13 protein-coding genes are annotated in these 21,210 nt (G+C 67.0%); 10 read left to right on the top strand and 3 right to left on the bottom strand.

The genetic code is table 11. The features are described from left to right. Positions 1-18: 18 nt before the first annotated feature. Together AC1RJ9_RS17480 and AC1RJ9_RS17475 are read right to left on the bottom strand one after the other, a co-directional pair. Entirely contained in the window at positions 19-933 is a 915-nt protein-coding gene (locus tag AC1RJ9_RS17480; protein ID WP_492838248.1) for a glucosamine inositolphosphorylceramide transferase family protein, read from the bottom strand. 44 nt (positions 934-977) lie between these two features. Further along, positions 978-1,238, bottom strand: coding sequence for a response regulator transcription factor (locus tag AC1RJ9_RS17475; protein ID WP_492838246.1), 261 nt, complete (start codon positions 1,236-1,238; stop codon positions 978-980). 289 nt (positions 1,239-1,527) lie between these two features. Here AC1RJ9_RS17475 and AC1RJ9_RS17470 point away from each other — a divergent pair, with 289 nt between their 5' ends. Then, entirely contained in the window at positions 1,528-2,205 is a 678-nt protein-coding gene (locus AC1RJ9_RS17470) for a FadR/GntR family transcriptional regulator (protein ID WP_492838244.1), read from the top strand. On the opposite strand, the gene AC1RJ9_RS17465 is transcribed toward AC1RJ9_RS17470, so the two are convergent. Beyond that, the gene (locus tag AC1RJ9_RS17465; RefSeq protein WP_492838242.1) at positions 2,173-2,760 is read right to left on the bottom strand and encodes a gluconokinase; all 588 of its coding nucleotides are present in this window, start codon (positions 2,758-2,760) and stop codon (positions 2,173-2,175) included. The two genes, AC1RJ9_RS17470 and AC1RJ9_RS17465, sit on opposite strands and share 33 nt — an antisense overlap. Before the next feature lie 150 nt (positions 2,761-2,910). Between AC1RJ9_RS17465 and AC1RJ9_RS17460 the strand changes: the two genes are divergently transcribed. From AC1RJ9_RS17460 to AC1RJ9_RS17420, 9 genes are all read left to right on the top strand, one after another. Further along, positions 2,911-5,922 (top strand): glycosyl hydrolase family 28-related protein, encoded by a 3,012-nt coding sequence (locus AC1RJ9_RS17460; protein ID WP_492838240.1) that lies wholly within the window; start codon positions 2,911-2,913, stop codon positions 5,920-5,922. Positions 5,923-5,944: 22 nt separating this feature from the next. After that, positions 5,945-8,980, top strand: a complete 3,036-nt coding sequence (locus tag AC1RJ9_RS17455; RefSeq protein ID WP_492838238.1) for a glycosyl hydrolase family 28-related protein — start codon at positions 5,945-5,947, stop codon at positions 8,978-8,980. Between the two features lie 181 nt (positions 8,981-9,161). Next, positions 9,162-12,161 carry a TonB-dependent receptor plug domain-containing protein gene (locus AC1RJ9_RS17450; protein WP_492838236.1) on the top strand — a complete coding sequence of 1,000 codons (3,000 nt, stop codon included), beginning with the start codon at positions 9,162-9,164 and terminating at the stop codon, positions 12,159-12,161. 190 nt (positions 12,162-12,351) lie between these two features. Next, the gene (locus tag AC1RJ9_RS17445) at positions 12,352-13,410 is read left to right on the top strand and encodes a LacI family DNA-binding transcriptional regulator (RefSeq protein ID WP_492838234.1); all 1,059 of its coding nucleotides are present in this window, start codon (positions 12,352-12,354) and stop codon (positions 13,408-13,410) included. Continuing rightward, entirely contained in the window at positions 13,403-14,686 is a 1,284-nt protein-coding gene (locus AC1RJ9_RS17440) for an MFS transporter (protein ID WP_492838232.1), read from the top strand. Before AC1RJ9_RS17445 ends, AC1RJ9_RS17440 begins: the two co-directional genes overlap by 8 nt. Positions 14,687-15,174: 488 nt before the next feature. Beyond that, positions 15,175-17,976 carry a TonB-dependent receptor gene (locus AC1RJ9_RS17435; RefSeq protein WP_492838230.1) on the top strand — a complete coding sequence of 934 codons (2,802 nt, stop codon included), beginning with the start codon at positions 15,175-15,177 and terminating at the stop codon, positions 17,974-17,976. Between the two features lie 78 nt (positions 17,977-18,054). Continuing rightward, positions 18,055-18,693 (top strand): sulfotransferase family 2 domain-containing protein, encoded by a 639-nt coding sequence (locus AC1RJ9_RS17430; RefSeq protein ID WP_492838228.1) that lies wholly within the window; start codon positions 18,055-18,057, stop codon positions 18,691-18,693. Beyond that, entirely contained in the window at positions 18,690-19,310 is a 621-nt protein-coding gene (locus AC1RJ9_RS17425; RefSeq protein WP_492838226.1) for an aspartyl/asparaginyl beta-hydroxylase domain-containing protein, read from the top strand. Before AC1RJ9_RS17430 ends, AC1RJ9_RS17425 begins: the two co-directional genes overlap by 4 nt. After that, a complete protein-coding gene (locus tag AC1RJ9_RS17420) occupies positions 19,307-21,208 on the top strand; it encodes a tetratricopeptide repeat-containing sulfotransferase family protein (protein WP_492838224.1) in 1,902 nt (633 codons plus the stop codon). Before AC1RJ9_RS17425 ends, AC1RJ9_RS17420 begins: the two co-directional genes overlap by 4 nt. The last annotated feature ends 2 nt before the right edge of the window (positions 21,209-21,210 follow it).

The raw sequence follows: 21,210 nt of genomic DNA, 5'->3' as shown, positions 1-21,210 counted from the left end.
GCCGTAGGGGTTAAAGCGTCAGGCGGAGCGCCCGGCCTTCGCCCCCCGCGCGCGGATCTTGCGGGCGATATCGATAGCCAGACCGCGTGGCGAGGCCTTCAGCCGCTTGGCGTCGAACAGGGTCACTGGCCCGCAGGCGGCCAGGGTGTGGCGTCCGCCGGCGTAGCGGCCGGCGTCGAGCGGGGCTTTGAGGGGCGTCGTCGCCTCGGCCTCGAAACGGTCGGGAGTCAGGACGTTGACGACCAGCAGGCGCAGGTCGCCGCCATAGGTGCGGGTGCAGTCCTGGACCGGCAGATGCAGGCGACTCTCGTGGATGAAGGGCGTGCCGCCCGGTCGGCTGCTGGCCAGGTCGATCCGCACCGGATTGCCCGGATGGGTCGTCCAGGGGCCTTCGAGGCGGTCCGCATGGGCCAGATGCAGCTTGCCCTGCTTGTCACGCTGCGTGCCGTCCGGCGAATAGGCGCACCACCAGCGGCCCTCCCACTGGAAGAAGGTCGGGTCGATGGCGGGGGTGTCGAAGGCGATCTTGGCCGCCGGCTCCCAGACGTCGGGGAAGCGCTTGGCGCGATAGAGCGTGAAAGTCCCGGACCGGAAGGCCTCTGGCGTCATCCAGGTCTGGCCGTCGGCCTCGAACACCATGGGGTACGAGAGGTGCCAGGGCTCGCGGATCACCGTGCTGCGGCGGACTGGCCGATAGTCGGCGTCCAGCTCAAGATGATCGATGACGCCATGCCGCGTGCGGTAGTCGTAGGCCTCGGCGAACAGGTGCAGGCGGCCGTCGCGCCACAGGCCGAACGGATCGGCCAGGAAGGTGTAGGACGGCTCCTCTGGCAGCCAGCGCACCGGGGCGGCATGCAGGCCGCCGGCCGCGGCCACCGCCTGGATGGGGCTTTCGATCACGCCGACGCGCCAGATGTCCGAGAATAGGGGCATGCCCCTGCGCTAGCGCGAGGTCGTCCCGCTTGGCAAGCGCGGGCTTAGCGTCCGGCGGACCGCAGGCCTTGAGTCAGGGACTGTGCGGCGATGGCGGCTTGGGTGCGGTTGTGGACGTTGAGCTTGCGCATCAGCGCGGTCATGTGCGCCTTCACCGTGGCCTCGGCAATGCCGAGGTCGTGGGCGATCTGTTTGTTCAGCAGCCCCAGATTGACGCCTTCCAGGACTTTCATCTGGGTCGGCGTCAGTGCGCCCAGCCCGGTCTCGATGCCTTGGTCCGCGCCGCGGATGTCCATCGTGGTCATGCGTCAACCCCTCTGTCTCTTCCCTGCGCCTCCGTGTTCGGAGGTGCGGCGACCGGCTTTCTCGCTGCCGCTGTGAGTCGGCTGGGCCCGGTTCGCTTATTTCAGATGTTAGCGTTATCTGTTGGACCAATTCAAGATATTTTAGCGATGTGAGCGTGAACATCGCGTTGGTGTCGTCATATCCTCGAAACCTGTCATACAGGTTTCGGGGTGATGCACGGCGACGAGGCGCTGGGGTTGGCCTCGCGACGCGAATGGCCCGATGGTGGCGTCAGAAAAGGGGAGAGCGATGAGCGAAGGCCGCCTGGCTGATAGGGCCTATACGGGCATCGTCGAGATGATCAACAGCGACGGCCTGGAGGTCGGCGACCGCCTGCCGTCCGAGGCGCGGCTGGCCGAGATGTTCGGTATGTCGCGCACCGTCGTGCGCGAGGCCCTTGTGCGCCTCGCCGCCGACAGTATCACCGAGGCGCGGCGCGGCGCGGGGTCGTTCATCAAGAACCGGCCGTCGGACAAGCTGAGCGCTTACATGCCGCTGTCCGAGTTGCCATCGACCATGGGCAGCTATGAGGTGCGCTTCGTGCTGGAGGCCGAGGCCGCGCGGCTGGCGGCGGTGCGACGCTCGGCCGAGGAGATGGTGGCGATCGAGGCGGCGCTGTCGAGGCTGCGCAGCGCCTTGATGTCCAGCGCGCCGGCCCACGCCGAGGACATGGCGTTGCATCGCGAGATCGTGCTGGCGACCGCCAACCCGGCCTTCCTTGCCGCCTTCGAGGCGCTGGAGGCCGATGTCGACCGCATCATGCGCGCTGGCGTCGACATCTCGCGGTCAAGGCCGCCGGAAGCGATCGCCGAGATGATGCGCGAGCACGAGATGATCGTCGAAGCGATCCGGGCGCAGGACGGCGACGGCGCGGCCCTGGCCATGCGCTGGCATCTATCCAGGGGGCGAAAGCGGCTCATGCCCTAGGCGCGTGGCGCTGACGGGCCGCGCTACGGTCTCCAGCCAGGTTTGCGCCAGTTCCCGCAGACGTTCGGGCGAGGTGGCCGCGTCGAGCGTGAGGATGGCCTCGTCGGCGTCCGGGCGCTCCAGGGTGGCCAACTGGCTGTCCAGCAGGCTGGCCGGCATGTAGTGGTCCGCGCGTTGGGTGAGGCGGCGCAGGAGCTCGTCCGGTTGTGCGTCCAGGAGGATGAACCGTGTGGGGGCGCCTATGGCCTGGCGCAGCCGTTCGCGATAGCCGCGTTTCAACGCCGAGCAGGCCGCCACGACCCCGCCGTGCGTCGCCAAGGACTCGCCGATGGCCGCGCCCAGCCGGTCGAGCCAAGGCCAGCGGTCGTCATCGGACAGGGGCTGCCCCGCCCGCATCTTGGCGACGGCGCTGGCGGCGTGGAATTCGTCGCCCTCCAGGAACGGGCAATCCAGCGCGCCGGCCAGCAGGGCGCCCAGGGTCGACTTTCCGCAACCGCTGACGCCCATGACGACGACGGCGAAACCTGCGGAGCGTGCTGGGCGCGATGGCGGCAAGCGGTTTCCTCGACCGAAGGTGTCGGAGATCGACACGCCGAGGTTGGGGTTCTAGCGACGTCTCGACGGGCCGTAACTACGACCATGGTCGCGGTGGTCGCCAACGCCGATGGCTCTATCACTAGTCCCAAAGTAGATTTGGGGAGTGGCATGAGAGCGATCCTGTTGTCGGCGATCCTGGTGGCCGCGTGCCCCATCGTGGCGGAAGCCGCGGCTTCGAATTCCTTCCTGCCGAAAGCGCCGGAGGATCCCAAGGCGATCACCGTTAAGGGCGTGGGCGACGGCAAGGCCGACGACACCGACGCCGTCCAGAAAGCCATCGACGCCGCGCGCGACGGCACGGGTCACGGCCTGGTCTTCCTGCCGTCGGGTCGCTATCGCATCAGCCGAAGCCTGCTGGTGCCGCCGGGCGTGCGCGTGTTCGGCGTTGGCCCGACGCGTCCCGCCTTCGTGCTCGGTGCTAACACGCCGGGCTTCCAGGAGGGCGTGGGCACGATGGTCGTGTTCACCGGCGGCGACCAGTATCAGGTCGGCGACATCCCCGTGCCAGTGCCGACCGTGCGGCCCGCGACCGCCAAGGTCCGCGACGCCAATTCGGGCACCTTCTATTCGTCGATGAGCAATGTCGACATCGAGATCGGCGACGGCAATCCGGCCGCGGCCGGGGTCCGCTTCCGGATGGCCCAGCACGCCTTCCTCAGCCACATGGACTTCCGCCTGGGCTCGGGCTTCGCCGGCGTCTACCAGGCCGGCAACATCATGGAGGACGTGCACTTCCACGGCGGCCGCTACGGCATTGTCACCGAGAAGACCTCGCCCGCCTGGCAGTTCACCCTGGTGGACTCAACTTTCGACGGCCAGCGCGACGCGGCGATCCGCGAGCACGAGGTCGACCTGACCCTGGTCAATGTCGCGATCAGGAACACACCCGTCGGCATCGAGATCGACAAGGGCTACAGCGACAGCCTGTGGGGCAAGAACGTCCGCTTCGAGAACGTCTCCAAGGCCGGCGTGGTCATCTCGGCGGAGGACAACGTCTTTACCCAGGTCGGCTTCGACAATGCCGTGGCGTCCAACACGCCGGTGTTCGCCCGCTTTCGCGACAGCGGCAAGACGGTGGCTGGCAAGGGCAAGGCCTATCGGGTCGCGAACTTCACCTACGGCCTGACCCTGCCGGGTCTGGGCCACGTGGGCGAGTACAAGACGATCGCGGACATCGCGCCGCTGAAGACGCTGCCGGCCGCCACGGCGCCGGCGCTGCGGGCCACGCCGCCGATCGGCGAATGGACCAACGTCAAGACCTTGGGCGTCAAGGGCGATGGCGTGACCGACGACACCGTCGCGCTTCAGAAGGCCATCGACGGCCATCGGGTGCTCTATCTGCCGGTCGGCTTCTACATGGTCTCCGACACCCTGAAGCTCAAAGCCGACACCGTGCTGATCGGCCTGCATCCAGCCCTGACCCAACTGGTCATCCCGGATGGCAATTCCCGTCACGCCGGCGTTGGGACGGTGAGGCCGATCCTGGAAACGCCGAAGGGCGGCGACAATATCCTGTCCGGCATCGGGCTGTTCACCGGCCGCATCAACCCGCGCGCCTCGGCGCTGCTGTGGCGGTCGGGGGAAAAGTCCCTGGTCACGGACGTCAAGATCATGGGCGGCGGCGGCACGCCCACCGCCGACGGCAAGCCGCTGGGCGCGGCCCAGGCCCGCAGCGGCGATCCCGTGGCCGACGGCCGCTGGGACGCTCAGTACCCCAGCATCTGGGTGACCGACGGTGGCGGCGGCACCTTCGCCAATGTCTGGAGTCCCAACACCTTCGCCTCGGCCGGGTTCTACATCAGCGACACCAAGACGCCGGGCCACATCTATGAGGTCTCGGTCGAGCACCACGTGCGCAACGAGTTCGTGCTCGACAATGTCGAGAACTGGGAATTCCTCGCGCCGCAGACCGAGCAGGAGGTCGGCGACGGCCCCGACGCGGTGTCGCTGGAGATCCGCAACTCGAAGAACATCCTGTTCGCCAACTATCACGGCTACCGGGTGACGCGGTCGTACCATCCGGCCGAGACGGCGGTGAAGCTGTTCAACTCGACCGACATCCGCTTCCGCAACGTCCACATCAACGCCGAGAGCGGCGTGGCCCTTTGCGACACGATCGGCTGCGGCACCTACCTGCGGGCCAGCAAGTATCCGTTCGAGAACGCCATCCAGGACAAGACCCGCAAGCTGGAGGTGCGCGAGCGCGAGTTCGCGGTGCTGGATGTGAAGGATGACCAGCCGGCGCCGCCTCCGGCCAATCCGAACGTCAGGAAGCTGGAGACCGGTTTCTGGTCGATCTCGGGCGCGACGGTGGGCGCGGACGGGGCGCTGTATTTCGTCGAGAAGCGCTTCCAGCGGATCTATCGCTGGACGGCGGTCAAGGGCCTGGAGATCGTCCGCGACAGTTCGCTGGACCCAACCAACCTGGCCGTCGACCGCTCGGGCAACCTGCTCGTGGTGTCCTCGTACGGCCCGCAGGCCAGCGTCTATTCAATCGATCCGAACGGTCCCAAGGACCAGATGACGATGATCGCGCCGACGGCCGTGTCCTCGCGCGCCGGGACCAAGACGCTGCTGCCGGTCAACTGGTGGAACAATGGCGAATTCCGCGACCAGTACGACCCGGCCAAGGGCGAGTTCACGACCCTGGCGCAGATGTTCGCCCGCGATGTCGGAACGCCCAAGGCCCAGGAATACGTCTCGCCCGACGGCAGCGTCTCACTGCCGGCCTTCCGGGTGTGGCAGCAGGGGCCGCCGGACCATGTCGGCTGGCGCTGGTCCGACAGCCTGCAGACCCACGGCCTGATCGGCGGCGCGGTTGGCGAGCGGCTATTCTTCACCAACGGCTCGGAGAACAAGACCTATAGCGGCCAGGTCGGTCCCGGCGGGACGCTGACCGATCTGAAGGTCTTCGCCAATCGCGGCGGCGAGAGCGTCGCGGTGGACGGGCAGGGCAGGGTGTTTGTCGCCAACGGTCAGATCTTCCAGTACGGCGCCGATGGCCAGCCGGCCGGTCGCATCGACGTGCCCGAGCGGCCGCTGCAACTGATCTTCGGCGGGGAGGGCGGCAAGACCCTGTTCGTCCTGACCCACCATTCGCTCTACGCTGTGAACCCGTAGGTCGCGGGTGAGGGAGGCTGCCATGAAGCATTGGCTTGTGTTGGGCGCGGCTTCGATCGCGTTGAGCTTGTCGGCGGGCTCCGTCTGGGCCTCGACCTCGGTCCTGGCCACGGTCCCCGACGACCCGGCCGCCATCATGGTCAAGGCCAGGGGCGACGGGAAGACCGACGACGGCGCGGCGATCCAGGCGGCGATCGACGCGGCGGCGGCCAAGCCGGGCGGCGGCCTCGTCTTTCTGCCCTCGGGGCGCTACCGGATCACCAGGACCCTGTTCCTGTGGCCGGGCGTGCGGGTGTTCGGCGTCGGCGCCACGCGGCCGCTGATCGAGCTCCCCGACGCCACGCCGGGCTTCCAGAAGGGCGTCGCCAACATGGTGATCTTCGCCGGCGCCAAGCGCGACCCGGCGGGGCGTCCGGTGGCCTTCCCGCCGCCGGGCAGCGTGCCGTTCGACAAGACCGTGCCCGACGCCAATCCCGGCACCTTCTACAGCGCGATGAGCAACATCGACTTCAAGATCGGCAAGGGCAATCCAGCCGCCACGGCGATCCGCTTCCACGCCGCCCAGCACGCCGTGCTGACCCATATGGACTTCGACATCGGCTCGGGCCTGGCGGGCCTCTATCACGTCGCCAACGAGGCCGAGGATCTGCACTTCAAGGGCGGGCGCTACGGCATCCTGGCCGAGAAGCCGTCGCCGGCCTGGGGCTTCGTGCTGCTCGACTCGACCTTCGAAGGCCAGCGCGACGCGGCGATCCGCGAGCACGAGGCGGGCCTGACCCTGGTCAATGTGGCGATGAAGGACACGCCGGTCGGCATCGAGATCGACAAGGGCTATGGCGACTGGCTGTGGGGCAAGGACGTCCGCTTCGAGAACATCTCCAAGGCCGGCGTCGTCATCTCCAACGAGCGCAACGTCTACACCCAGGTCGGCTTCGAGAACGCGGTGGCGTCCAACACCCCGGTGTTCGCCCGCTTCCGCGACAGCGGCAAGACGGTCGCCGGCAAGGGAGCGACCTACCATGTTTCCGCCTTCAACCACGGCCTGACCGTGCCGGCGCCCGGCCAGATGGGCGAGTACCGCACGAACCTCCAGGCCGAACCCTTGAAGGCTCCGCCCAAGCCCAACGCGCCCGCGATCCGGCCGCTGCCGCCGACCGCCGACTGGACCGATGTCCGCACGCTGGGGGCCAGGGGTGACAACGTCACCGACGACACGGCCGCCATCCAGAAGGCGATCGACGCCCATCGCGTGGTCTATTTCCCGACAGGCTTCTACCGCGTCACCGACACCCTGAAGCTCAAGCCCGACACCGTGCTGATCGGTCTGCATCCCAGCCTGACCCAGATCGTGCTGCCCCACGGCACGCCCGGCTATCAGGGCGTTGGCGCGCCCAAGGCCCTGGTGGAGTCGGCGAAGGGGGGCGACAATATCGTTTTCGGCCTGGGCCTCTACACCGATGGCGCCAATCCGCGCGCCACGGCGCTGCTGTGGACGGCCGGCGCGACCTCGATGGTCAACGACGTCAAGTTCCAGGGCGGCCACGGCACCAACCTGTTCGATGGGACGCGGGTCATTCCCTACAACGCCAACGGCACGGGCGACGCCGACCCGGCCAAGCGCTGGGCGGGTCAGTATCCCAGTCTGTGGGTGACCAATGGCGGCGGCGGGACGTTCTCCAATGTCTGGAGCCCCAATACCTACGCCTATACGGGGATCTACGTCTCCGACACCACGACGCCCGGCCATGTGTACCAGACCTCGGTCGAGCACCACGTGCGCACCGAGATCACCCTGAACCGCGTCGCCAACTGGGAGTTCCTGGCCCCGCAGACCGAAGAGGAGGCGGGGGAGGGCGAGGATACCGTCTCGCTGGAGATCCGCGACTCCCACAACATCCTGCTGGCCAACTATCACGGCTATCGCGTCACCCGGACGCGCAAGCCGGCGGCGGCGGCGGTGCGGGTCTACAACTCGCACGACATCCGGTTCCGTAACGTGGCGGTCAATGGCGAGAGTGGTCTGGGAACCTGCGACGAGAACGGCTGCGCGACCTTCCTGCGCCTGACCAAGTATCCGTATGAGAACGCCATCCAGGACGTCACCAACGGCCTGGAGGTGCGCGAGCGCCAGTTCGCGGTGCTGGACCTGCCGGCCGTCTCGAAGCCGGTCGCGCCCTCGGTCTTCCCAGCCAGCGCGACGGTGGAGAAGCTGGCTGACGGGTTCTATTCGCTGGGCGGCGGGGCCGTCGACGCGGCCGGGACACTGTACTTCGCCGACCGCAAGCATCAGCGCATCTACAGCTGGTCGGACGCCCGCGAGCTGTCGATCGTGCGCGACAACACGCTGGATCCGGTCAACCTGGCGGTCGACGCCTCGGGTGGTCTTCTGGTGCTGTCGTCGGACGGCCGCAACGGCTCGGTCTATAGCTTCAGGCTCGGCAGCCCGGACACCGAGGTGACGGTGATCGCCGCGACGCCGACCGCCGACCATGCCGGCGCGGCCACGGTGCTGCCGGTCAACTGGTGGAAGAATGGCGAGTTCAAGGACCAGATCGATCCGGAGACCTACCAGTACCCGACCCTGGCGGAGCTCTTCATCCGCGACATGGCCGCATCAACGGCGCGCGAATACGTTTCGCCGGACGGCAGTCTGGTCCTGCCGGCCTACCGCGTCTTTCAGCAGGGACCGCCGGACTATCGCGGCCTGCGGTTCTCCGACTCGCTGGACACCTATGGCTTCACGACGGCGAAGCCGGGGCAGCGGGTGTTCCTGGCCAACAGCTCCGAGAACAAGACCTACAGCGGCGTGGCGGGGAAGGGCGGGGCGATCACCGACCTGAAGCTCTTCGCCGACCGGGGCGGCGAGAGCGTCGCGACGGACGGGCAAGGTCGGGTCTATGTCGCCAACGGCCAGGTGTTCGTCTACGCGCCGGATGGTCGGGAACTGGGGCGCGTCGACGTGCCCGAACGGCCGCTGCAGCTGCTGTTCGGCGGCCCAGACAAGCAGACTCTGTTCGTGCTGACCCACCACGCGCTCTACGCGGTTCGCCCGCGATAAAACGCCGATGACGGACGGCAAAGCAGCCCCGGGCGCGCCGCGTCCGGGGCTGTCGGCGTTAGCCCGAAGCTCCAGCCCGCGGGGCATACGACCATGGTCGTATAGTTAGCGGTCCCATCGTCTGAGATAGTCCGATCAGGCCATCGAACGATGGTCTCAATGAAAAATGGGAGGGTGTAGGATGAGCGCTGTCGGTAGCCTGCGGGGGCGATCGCCCGTTTTAAGCGTGTTGCTCGCGACCAGCGCGGTCGCGATGGTCTTGGCGGCCGGAGCGGCCAGCGCCCAGACGGCGCCGGCTCCCGCTACGGGATCGCCCGACTCGACGGCGCTGACCGAAATCATCGTCACGGGCACGCGCATCCGGTCGACCGGCTTCACCGCGCCGACCCCGACCCAGGTTCTGGGCACGGCCGACCTTGAGCGCGCCGCCCAGCCGAACATCTTCACCGCCATCACCCAGCTGCCGTCGCTGCAGGGCTCCAGCGGCGCCACCACCGGCACGTTCAGCACCTCGAGCGGTCAGCAGGGCCTGTCCTCGTTCTCGCTGCGCGGCCTTGGCACCATCCGCACCCTGACCCTGCTGGACGGCCAGCGGGTCGTGCCGGCCAATGTCACCGGCGTGCCGGATATCAGCCTGTTCCCCCAGTTGCTGGTTGAGCGGGTCGACGTGGTCACCGGGGGCGCCTCGGCCTCCTACGGCTCGGACGCCGTTGGCGGCGTGGTCAACTTCATCACCAACAAGAAGTTCGTGGGCTTCAAGGCCAACGTCATGGGGGGGGTCACCACCTATGGCGACAACCACCAGTGGCTGGCGCAGGTCGCGGCGGGCAAGAACTTCATGGACGACCGCCTGCACGTGCAGGTCAGCGGTGAATACGACTGGGAAGAAGGCGTTCCGGCGGGTGGCTTCGGCGAGGACGCGCCGGGCAGCCGCGACTGGTACACGACCGCCACCCTGGTCAATCGCGGTGTCACCAACGACGGCTCGCCACAATATCTCTATCGCGAGCACGCCCAAGCCTATCAATACGCCAAGTACGGCCTGATCAGTAACGGCCCGCTGCAAGGCACGGCCTTCGATCAGGCCGGCAATCCGTTCCAGTTTCAGTACGGCGGTGGCGGCGTCCCCGCCAAGAACGCCGCCGGCGCGGTCAGCGGCTGCTACTCGAACGGCGGCTTCTGCGTCGGTGGCGACCTGTCCGGCAATGTGGGCATCGGCACCTCGCTGCAATCCCGGATCAAGCGGATGGGCAGCTATGGCCGCATCGGCTACGACTTGGACGACAACAACGAGATTTATGCGACCCTGAACGTCGCCCGTGTGGAAAGCAGCAACCAGCCTAACCCGGGCGCCGCCACCACCAACCTGACGATGTCTTGCTCGAACCCGTATCTGCCGGCCTCGGTCGTGGCCGCCTGCGCGGCCAATGGCGTCACAACCTTCAGCTTCGGCACCAGCAACGCACTGCTGCCGCGGAATATCTCGGTCTATCCGACGCGGACCCAAGTCCGGGCGGTGATCGGCGCCGACGGCAAGTTCAACGCGCTGGGCAAGGAATGGCGCTACGACGCCTATTACACCCACGGCCAGAACACGACGAACATCCACGTTCGCGACATCCTGCTGATGCCGCGCTATCGCGCGGCCATCCAGGCCACGACCGTTGGCGGTCAGATTGTCTGCGCCGACCCGATCGCCCGGGCCAACGGCTGCGTGCCGATCAACATCTTCGGCGGCAAGCCGCCGAGCGAAGCGGCCCTGGCCTACATCACGCCCAAGAACGGCCCGTATCAGCACTCGGTGCAGAAACAGGACGTCGCCAGCATCAACTTCAGCGGCGAGCCCTTCTCGCTGTGGGCCGGTCCGGTGTCGCTGGCCTTCGGCGGCGAGTGGCGCAAGGAGCAGTACCACGTCAAAGGCGACCCCTACGGCGATGGCAATACGGACTCGCCCAACACCGCGGACTATCCCGCCGACCCGGTCCTGACCGCCTCGGGTTCCAACTGGTTCGCGGGCAACTACCATTCCGGCGCCGGCGAGTATTCGGTCAAGGAAGCCTATGCCGAAGTGAACATCCCGCTGGTCAATTCGGAAGCGGCGGGCAGGGCCAATCTCAACATGGCCGGCCGCTGGACCGACTACAGCACCTCCGGCACCGTCTACACCTGGAAGGTCGGGGCCACCTGGGACACGCCGATCGATGGCGTCCGCCTGCGGGCCGTCACCTCGCGGGACGTCCGCGCGCCGAACCTGTCGGAACTGTTCGCCGCGCCGGTGACGACCACGCTGCCGAACTTCACCGTCCCCTCGAACGGCACGCCCCCAGCCGGCCAGCCCTCGGGCGGCGCGCTGACGGTTCTGCAGAATGTGGTGGGGAACCCGGACCTGAAGCCGGAAATCGCCAAGAACGTGACCATCGGCGCGGTGCTGTCGAACCCGCAATGGCTGCCGGGCTTCAGCGTTTCGGTCGACTGGTACAACATCGTCCTCAATGGCGGCATCTCCAGCCTGGGCGCTCAGCAGATCGTCAACTTCTGCTATGCGGGCATGACCCAGTTCTGCGGCGCCTTCAACTTCAGCCCGTCTGGCGGCGCGACGGCCTTCGTCAACTCGCAGACGTTCAACCTGGCTTCGATCAAGACAAGCGGTTTCGACATCGAGAGCAGCTACCGCTTCGAACTGCCCAGCGTTCCGGGCCGCTTCACGGTCCGGGGCCTGGCCACCAACACCCACAAGTTCGTCACCAACCCCGGCATCCCCGGCGCGGTCGCCGTCGACTCGGCCGGCCAGAACTCCGGCGCCACGCCGGACTGGAAGTTCCTGGCCATCCAGTCCTGGGACACCGACCGCTTCGCCTTCAGTGTCCAGGAGCGCTGGTTTAGCGATGGCCGTTTCGGCGGCGCCACGACTGACTACGTCGAATGCAAGGTCGGTAGCTGCCCAGTCTCGACCGGCACCAACCCGACCATCGACTACAACCACATGAGCGGCGCGACCTACGTCGACATCAGCGCCTCGTACAAGTTCGGCAAGGGCCTGCAGATCTACGGCAAGGTCGACAACCTGCTGGACCGCGATCCGACGCCGTCGCCGCAGACCAATACCGGCCTGGACGCCAACCCGGCGCTCTATGACCTGCTGGGCCGCTTCTACCACGTCGGTCTGCGTTACGCCTTCTAGACCCAGTCTCCGCCTCTCCTTCCCCAGGGCGGCCTCGCCCGGGCCCGAATCCGGCCAAGCGCCGGATCGTGGCTCGGGCGTCTTTCTTTGCGCTACAGACTGAAACCGGCTGGGGCGCCCGAGGCGGCCCAGCCGGGGAGATCGAGTTGATGATTCTGGTGACGAGAGCGATCAGCGTAGGGGGCGCCCGTTGAGCAGGCCGGACCGCCTTCGGGACGCCACCATGGCCGACGTCGCCGAACGGGCGGGCGTCTCGCGGATGACCGTGTCACGGGTCATCAACGACGGCGCCAAGGTCCGTGACGCCACCCGGCGGGCGGTGCTCGACGCCATCCGCGACCTGAATTTCCAACCCAACCAGGCGGCCCGCAATCTCGTCACGGCCGGTGAGCTGCGGATCGGCGTCGTCTATTCCAATCCCAGCGCCGCGTTCATGAGCGACTTCCTGGTCGGCGTGTTCGAGGAGGCCACCAGCGCTGGCGCGCGGCTGATCCTGGTTCGCGGCGAGAACGGGGCGGTCCCTTCGCTCCACGAGCTGCGGCCACTGCTGAACGGTGGCGTTCATGGCGTGGTGCTGGCGCCGCCGCTCGGCGAGTCCGCCGTGGTGCTGGATATCCTGCGCGCCGCCAATCTGCCCGTCGCCGTGGTCGCCGCGGGCTGTCCCCCGACGGACGCGATCAATGTCCGGATCGATGATCGTCAGGCCAGCCTGGCCATGACCCGGCATCTTCTGGATCTGGGTCATCGCCGGATCGGCTTCATCGTCGGCAACCCCAACCAGACCGCCAGCGCCGCGCGCTTGGACGGCGCCCGGGCGGCCATCGCGACCGTCGAAGGCGCCGAGCTTGTCCTGGCGCACGGCGCGTTCACCTACGACTCGGGTCTGCGCGCCGCCGAGGCGCTGCTGGACGGCGACCGGCTGCCGACCGCCATCTTCGCCAGCAACGACGACATGGCCGCCGCGGCCGTATCGGTCGCTCACCGCCGACACCTGGACGTGCCAGGCGACCTGACCATCGTCGGGTTCGACGACACGACCGTGGCCACCACGCTGTGGCCGCCGCTGACCACCATTCGCCAGCCCGTCCGCCAGATGGCCGCGGTGGCCCTCGATCTTCTGCTGCGCGCGTTGCGTTCGCCCGCGCCCTCGGCGGAGGTCTATGCGGATCACGTGCTGGACCATGTACTGATCCAGCGGGACTCTACCGCTCCACCCCGACGTCCTGACAAGAGGCCCTCGAATGTCTGATCCGTCTCCCGATCTGGAAGTCGCGACCGTCCGGCGGGTCACCGCGCGGCTGATGCCGCTGTTCTGCCTGATGTACCTGATCGCCTATATCGACCGGCAGAACGTCTCCTACGCCAAGCTGGACATGGTCCAGGCCCTAGGCCTCAGCGAAGCCTCCTATGGCCTTGGCGCGTCTCTGTTCTTCATAGGCTACTTCCTGTTCGAGGCGCCGTCGAACCTGATCCTGGCCAAGGTGGGCGCGCGGGTATGGTTCGCGCGGATCATGTTCACGTGGGGTCTGGTCACTCTGGCCCTGGGCTTCACCCAGAACGCGACGATGTTCTACGTGCTGCGCTTCCTGCTTGGGGTCACCGAGGCCGGGTTCTTCCCCGGCGTGCTCTATGTCCTGACGCTCTGGTATCCGCAGTCGCACCGGGCGCGGATGGTGGGACTGTTCATGATCGCCAGCGCCATCGCCAACGCCGTCGGCGCGGTCGTGGGCGGTCTGCTGCTGGACCTGGACGGCCTGCTGGGCCTGGCGGGCTGGCAGTGGGTGTTCCTGGCCACCGGCGCGCCGGCGGTCCTGCTGACGCCCTACGTGCTCTGGAAGCTGCCCAATGGCCCGGCCCATGCGCAGTGGCTGCCCGACGATCAGAAGGCCTGGCTGGCCAAGGTGCTGAACACCGAGCGGGGCGGGGTGGTCGACGACCATCGCGGGGCCTGGAAGGCGATGTTCGATCCGCGCGTGCTGCTGCTGGCCGGCCTCTATATCGGCATGCCGCTCGGGGCCTACGGCTTGAGTTACTGGCTGCCGACCATCGTCAAGTCCTTCGGCGTCTCCAACACCACCAACGGCCTGATCAACGTCATCCCCTGGCTGATGGTCGCCGTGGCGCTGTGGGCTGTGCCGCGTCACGCCGCGCGCCATGGGGCCACCGCCTGGCACATCGCCGGACCGGTTCTGCTGGGCGCGCTCTGTCTTGTGCTCAGCGTGATCCTGCCGGGGCCGGTGCTGAAGTTCGCCGCGCTATGCATCGCCGCGCCGGCCATTTTCGCCGCCCAGCCGGTGTTCTGGAGCCTGCCGCCGAGCTTCCTTAGCGGCCCCAGAGCGGCGGCCGGCATCGCGGCGATCAACGCGATCGGCAATCTGGGCGGCTTCATCGCCCAGAACATGGTGCCGATGGTGCGCGACGCCACCGGCAGCAACCTGGCGCCCATGCTGGCCCTGGCGGCCGTGCTGCTGGTGACCAGTCTGCTGATCTTCTACGCCATGCGGAAGCTGGGTCGGCGGGCATGAGTGTTGGACGATCGCAAACTCCTGGCGTTCGGCCTGTCGCGACGCGCTGAGCTCCAGGCGTGGGCCAAGTCGCCGTCATGGGGCACGCCGCCCGGAGTTCGGCTGACGGTCTTCGCCCGCCGACGCGCCGACGGCGGGGAAGGGCTCCTTGATCTCGTTTGGTATAGTCCAAAAGTAGAGTTTCTCGCTGATCTTGCGGAGATGACGAGGCATAGCGCGCGACGCGCCTGCCAGCATGTCTGGTGGAGGAGGCGTCGCCTGGGCATGGATGTCGCGGCGCGGTGTTCATCCGTATGCGATGAAATTCGCCTGTGATGGCCCATTCGATCGGATCCTGGGTCTCAACTTGAGCTTGCGGCAAGGGCCGTTACTGGCGCGTCAGCCAGGGGGGCGGAATTTCCGGGGCTTCGACGCCGACTGTCACGCTGATGTCGTGGCAAGCGCTTAAAGCGCTCTGGTCCATACCAGTTGGGGCAGGGGAACCAATCATGTCGACGCTATATCCCGTTCGAGCCGCGCGCCCGAACCTGAAGAGCTTTTTGTTGGCGACCGTCGCGGCTCTGGCCGTTGGCGCTCATTCATCGGCCGCGTTCGCGCAACAGACCGCCAATGAATCGGCCTCGGCCGACACGGTCGACGCGGTCGTCGTCACCGGCTTCCGCAAGTCGCTGAGCGACGCGCGCGCCATCAAGCGCGACTCGGTCATCCAGAAGGACGTGATCGTCGCCGAGGACATGGCGAAGTTCCCGGAACTGAACCTGGCCGAGTCGCTGCAGCGCCTGCCGGGCGTGCAGATCACCCGCGAGGCCGGCGAAGGTCGCCGCATCTCGCTGCGGGGCCTGGGTCCCGACTTCGCGCGCGTGCAGCTGAACGGGATGGAAGTGCTGGGCAATGTCGACTCGGCGCAGGACAGCCGCGGCCAGCGCTCGCGTGACCGCGCCTTCGACTTCAACATCTTCGCTTCGGAACTGTTCTCGAAGGTCGAGGTCGAGAAGACCTTCCAGGCCGCCCAGAACGAGGGCGGCATGGCCGGCACGGTCGGCCTGTTCACCGGCAAGCCGTTCGACTACGCGCCCGGCGCCAAGGGCGCCATCTCGGTCAAGGCCGGCACCAACCAATATACCAAGGACACCCAGCCGCGCGTCGCCGGCCTGTTCAGCTACAACTGGGACAACAGGTTCGGCGTGGCGGTGTCGGTCGCCTACAGCAAGCGCGAGACCACCGAGCAAGGTCACAACACCTATAACTACGACAAGCTTAGCGCCTCTGACATGGGCAAGCTGGTCGCCAACGGCTTGGACATCTCCCACCTGTCCGCCGCGCAGCAGGCCAAGTTCCTGTCCGGCGACCTGTATATCGCGGACGGCAACCGCATCTCCTCCTGGAACTCGAAGGCCGAGCGCCTGGGTCTGACGGGCGCCGTGCAGTGGAAGCCGGCGGACAATCTCCTCCTGACGCTTGACGTGTTGCACGGCGAGTTCACGACCCACCGCGACGAATATCACCTGGCCACGCGGCCGCTGGGATCGGGGACGAAGTCCTTTGCGTTCGACACCCCGGCGGGCGGCGTCTGGCCGTCGCAGTTCCAGAAGGGTTCGGTGCTCAACAACCTGGCGTGGGACAGCAGTAACTACGTCACCATGACCGATGTCACGGGCACGACCTTCGGCAGCGAGCATCGCCGGTCGTTGAACGAAAACCGCTTCAACCAGGTCGCGCTGACCGGCAAGTGGGACCTGTCCGATCGCCTCAAGATCGATGGTCACGTCGGCTACGAGAAGTCGACCTACAAGACCCCCTATGACGACAAGCTGTATATGCGCGCCAAGGGTAATATGGTCGCCAACTATGGCGCTGATGGCCAATCGGCGACGTTCTCCTACCCGAATTTCGACGCCACCAACCCGGCCAACTACGCGTTGGATTCCTTCTATTATCGCGGTTTCAACAACGAGTCGGAGCTGAAGGAAGGCGTTCTGAACGTCCAGTATGCGCTGAACGACGTGTGGACCCTGCGCGCTGGCGTGGCCTACCACAAGTTCACGCAAGGCGGCCGGGACCTGTTCTATGACGACAACGTCAATGGAACCCGGTCCAAGATGCGCGGCAAGTCGGTCGCCGACGTCACCACCGTGTTCACCAACGAGTTCGGTTCGTGGCTGGTTGGCGACTACGACAAGACCTTCGCCAAGTTCAACGAGTACCACCGGTTCGGCCCCAACAAGGACGGCACGGGCGGCGCGCTGCAGGACATCGAGAACGTCTACGAGACCTCGGAAGCGACCGTGTCCGAGTATGTGCAGGCGGACTGGGACAGCGACCTTTTCGGCAAGCGCTTCCGCGGCAATATCGGCCTGCGCGGCTATCAGACCGACACCCACGGCACCGGCTGGATCCAGGGCGACAGCTACGCCTATCTGGGCACGACGGACGTGAAGGGCAGCTATGACGGCGTGCTGCCGGCCATGAACTCGGTTCTGGAACTGACGCCGCAGGTGATGGTGCGCTTCTCCGCCACGCAAAACCTGAACCGTCCGGGTCTGGGCTCGATGGCGGCCAAAGGCAGCGCGTTCCAGGCCGACAGCGGCGATATCACGGCCTCGCGCGGCAACCCGAACCTGAAGCCCTACAAGGACAGCACGCTGGACCTGGCGGCGGAATACTACTTCGGCCAGGACGGGCTGCTGTCGGCGAGCGTGTTCCACAAGAGCCTGAAGAACTTCATCGGCACGCAGACGCTCGAGAAAATCCCGTTCAGCCAGACGGGCGTGCCCTACACCACGATCCCGGGCGCGACGGCCAACACGATCGTCAAAGAGTTCGAGATGCCGATCAATATCGCCGGCACCAAGCAGTTGACCGGTGTGGAACTGGCCGCGCAGGGGCAATTCTCGTTCCTGCCGGCGCCGTTCGACAAGCTGGGCGCGGTGGTGAACTATACCTATGTGGACGCCGACGAGGCGCTCACCGGCATCTCGAACACCAGCTATAACGCCACGCTCTACTATGAAACCGAGCGCTGGGGCCTGCGGGGCTCCTTGAGCCATCGCAACAAGTGGTTCACCAGCCACAGCGACAGCCTGATGAGCGCCAGCACGCGCGGGTTCCAGGGATCCACCTATGTGGACGCCTCGGCCTTCCTCAACGTCTCGAGCGCGCTCCAGCTGACGCTGAATGCGATCAACCTGACGAACCAGAAGGACACCCAGTTCTGGGGTCAGAACGAGTATCTCTATAACCAGACCCAGAGCGGTGCGACCTACATGGTCGGTCTTCGCTACAAGTTCTAAGACGACCAAACTTGATCAATACCGCGCCCCGACCCGCCGTTCCGGCGGGGAGGGGCGCCCCTTTGCGTGGGCTCGAACGTGATTGTCTCGCATCGACATCGCTTCATCTTCGCCGCGGTGCCCAAGACAGGCACCCATTCGGTGCGACGCGCCCTGCGCGAACAGCTTGGCGACGAGGATGTCGAGCAGGTCGGGCTGTTCCTCAACAAGCGCTTCCCCTGGCAGGACCTGGCTGAGATCCAGCATGGCCATCTGTCGCTGGAGCAGGTCAGGCCGTATCTGGGAGAGGACGCGTTCGGCGGCTATTTCAAGTTCGCCTTCGTCCGCAATCCATTCGACCGCTTCGTGTCCTATTGCGCCTTCATGCTGCGCGGCGGCGATGTCTTCCAGCAGCGCCCGCGCGATGTGATGCGCCATTTTCTCTTCGCCGAGCCGCCGGAGCAGCACATCCTGTTCAAGCCGCAGGCCTCGCTGCTGGTCGGCGACGACGGCGTGACCCTGCTGACCGACGCGATCGGCCGGGTCGAGGACATGCAGGGGTCCTACGACGCCATCTGCGCGCGGATCGGCATTCCCTCCCAGCCGCTCGAGCGCGTCAACGGCAGCCAGCACGGCGACTATCGCCAATACTACGATCAGGCCCTGATCGACGGCGTCGCGGCCCGCTACGCCCAGGATCTTGAGCTGTTCGGCTACACCTTCGAAGGCCTGCGATGAGCGCCATGCCGGTCGCCAATCCGCGCAAGACCGCGGCGGTCCGCAAGCTCGGTCTCGTCGACATCGCCGCCTTGCGGACGGCCGTGCTGGCGATCCCCGAGGACATCTGGGCGGCGGAGAACGCCGCCAAGCCGAACAGGTTCGAGGCGTTGGGCGCGACCCGTCACATCGTCTTCCGTTTCATCGACAGTCCGCGCGACTGGCGCGGGTCGCATGATCGTCGGGCCTGGGCCCCATGGCGCGATCTGCTGGAGCCGGTGCTCGCCCAGGCGGTGCGCGACTACGACTATGCGCGCGGGGTGTTTCCGCGGGTGATGCTGGCCCGCATGCCCTCGGGCGGGGTGATCCATCCACACATCGACGCCAACCCCGCCGCGAAATGGCCGCACAAGATCCACGTGCCGCTGACGACCAATCCCGGTGTCGTGTCGTTCTTCGGCGGCGAAGAGCGCCATTTTCCGGTCGGCGAGGCGGTGGAGGTCGACAACCTCGGCCCCCACTGGGTGCGCAATGACGGCGCCACGGACCGCATCCACCTCATCTTCGAATATTACGACGCCGACCAGCCGGACCCGGACTGGCTGGCGCCGTTCCTGGCGGCGAGCACGCCGCGATGACGGAACGCGACGCCTTGCTGCGCGAAGCCCAGCACCTGCGCGCTGGGCAGCGCGTCCCGGACGCCCTGGCCACGCTGGCGCGGCTGGAGGTGTTGCATCCCCGGTTCAGCCGCCTCCACCAGGAGCGGGGTCACTGCCACATCTTGCTGCGCGATGGGCCGGCGGCGATCGCGGCGCTGCATGAGGCCGTGCGCCTCAACCCGAGCCTGCCGGCCAGTTGGGACATGCTGGAACAGCTCTACCGCATGGCGGGCGACGCCGCCCAAGCGGCCATGGCGGCTCAGCATCTGGCGATCTTGAAGCAGCTGCCGCCGGCGGTGGTGATGGCCAGTAGCCTGCTGGCCGACGGTGACCTGGAACCGGCGGAGGCGGTGCTGCGCGACTACCTGCGCCAGGACAATCTCAATGTCGGCGCCTTGCGCCTGTTCGCTCGGATTCGTCTGGAGCGTGGCGATCTCGCCGAGGCAGAGGCGCTGCTGCAGTCGGTCGTCGAGCGCGCGCCGGACTACCATGCCGCCCGCTTCGACTACGGGATGGTGCTGCTGCAGCGGCAGAAGCCGGCCCAAGCGCGGCAGGAGGCCGAGCGCCTGCTGCGGGAGGATCCCGACAACCGCGACTACCTCAAACAGTACGGCGCGGCCTGCGTCGCGCTGGGTGACCACGAGCCGGTCATCGACCTCTATGCGCGGCTGCTGGACGGTCTGCCCCCGATGGGACCAGAGGTCGCCGACCTGCGCCTGTGGCGGGCCAACGCGTTGAAGGTCACGGGCCGGCGGGCGGAGGCCATCGCCGACTACCAGGCTTCGCTGGCGGCGCGGCCGGACAACGGCGTGGCCTGGTTCAGTCTCGCCAACCTCAAGACCTATCGCTTCTCCGACGATGAGGTCGCGCGGATGGGCGCCCTGGAGGCTCGGAACGATCTCCCGGACATGGACCGCGTCTATCTGGGCTTCGCCCTGGGCAAGGCGCTGGAAGACCGGGGCGACTACGAGGCCTCGTGGCGATCCTACGCGCGCGGCAATGCGGTGCGTCGCGACCTCGCTCGGTGGCGCCCAGAGGCGGCGGAGGCCTGCGCCGCTCGGCTGAGGAAGGTCTTTACCGCCGAGGTCTTCGCCGAACGCGCCGGCTGGGGGGTGGACGATACTGCCCCGATCTTCGTCCTGGGCCTGCCGCGTTCGGGCTCGACCCTGATCGAGCAGATCCTGGCCTCCCATTCCCAGGTCGAGGGCACGCAGGAACTGACCGAGATCGGCCGCTATGCCGGGGAGCTCTGCGGGCGCGATGCGGATTGCGGCCTGCCGCTGGAGCCCGAGGCGCTGCTGGACCTGACGGCCGGAGAAGCGAGGGCGCTGGGCGAACGCTTTCTGACCGAGACGCGGACCTATCGCCGGCTGGGCCGACCGTTCTTCGTCGACAAGATGCCGAACAACTTCTGGCACATCGGCCTGATCCACCTGATCCTGCCGCGCGCCACGATCCTCGACGTCCGGCGCGAGCCGATGGCTTGCGGTTTCAGCAATCTCAAGCAGTTGTTCGGCACGACGAACCAGGAATTCACCTACGGGGTAGACGATATCGCCCGCTACTACCGAACCTATCTCGACGTCATGCGGCACTGGAACGCGGTGCTGCCGGGTCGGGTGCTGAGGGTCTCGTACGAAGACGTGATCGAAGATATCGAGGGCGGCGTGCGCCGGATGCTGGCCCACGCCGGGCTGCCATTCGAGCCGGCCTGCCTGACCTTCCACGAAACCCGTCGCAGCGTGCGCACGCCAAGCTCCGAACAGGTGCGCCAGCCCCTCGGCAGGGACGGACTGACCCAGTGGGCGCACTACGCGCCGTGGCTGGCTCCGCTGGCCGATGCGCTGGGCGACGCCCGGACGACCTACAGGAGCTGATC

Source organism: Caulobacter sp. GW822-FHT07D08 (genome assembly GCF_058798735.1).
This window is presented reverse-complemented; position numbering and strand designations above follow the sequence as displayed.

Bases quoted from the DNA above. Each gene is read 5' to 3' on its own strand.
- AC1RJ9_RS17480 (WP_492838248.1), bottom strand. From the start codon at position 933: ATGCCCCTATTCTCGGACATCTGGCGCGTCGGCGTGATCGAAAGCCCC.
- AC1RJ9_RS17475 (WP_492838246.1), bottom strand. From the start codon at position 1,238: ATGACCACGATGGACATCCGCGGCGCGGACCAAGGCATCGAGACCGGG.
- AC1RJ9_RS17470 (WP_492838244.1), top strand. From the start codon at position 1,528: ATGAGCGAAGGCCGCCTGGCTGATAGGGCCTATACGGGCATCGTCGAG.
- AC1RJ9_RS17460 (WP_492838240.1), top strand. From the start codon at position 2,911: ATGAGAGCGATCCTGTTGTCGGCGATCCTGGTGGCCGCGTGCCCCATC.
- AC1RJ9_RS17455 (WP_492838238.1), top strand. From the start codon at position 5,945: ATGAAGCATTGGCTTGTGTTGGGCGCGGCTTCGATCGCGTTGAGCTTG.
- AC1RJ9_RS17450 (WP_492838236.1), top strand. From the start codon at position 9,162: ATGAGCGCTGTCGGTAGCCTGCGGGGGCGATCGCCCGTTTTAAGCGTG.
- AC1RJ9_RS17440 (WP_492838232.1), top strand. From the start codon at position 13,403: ATGTCTGATCCGTCTCCCGATCTGGAAGTCGCGACCGTCCGGCGGGTC.
- AC1RJ9_RS17435 (WP_492838230.1), top strand. From the start codon at position 15,175: ATGTCGACGCTATATCCCGTTCGAGCCGCGCGCCCGAACCTGAAGAGC.
- AC1RJ9_RS17425 (WP_492838226.1), top strand. From the start codon at position 18,690: ATGAGCGCCATGCCGGTCGCCAATCCGCGCAAGACCGCGGCGGTCCGC.
- AC1RJ9_RS17420 (WP_492838224.1), top strand. From the start codon at position 19,307: ATGACGGAACGCGACGCCTTGCTGCGCGAAGCCCAGCACCTGCGCGCT.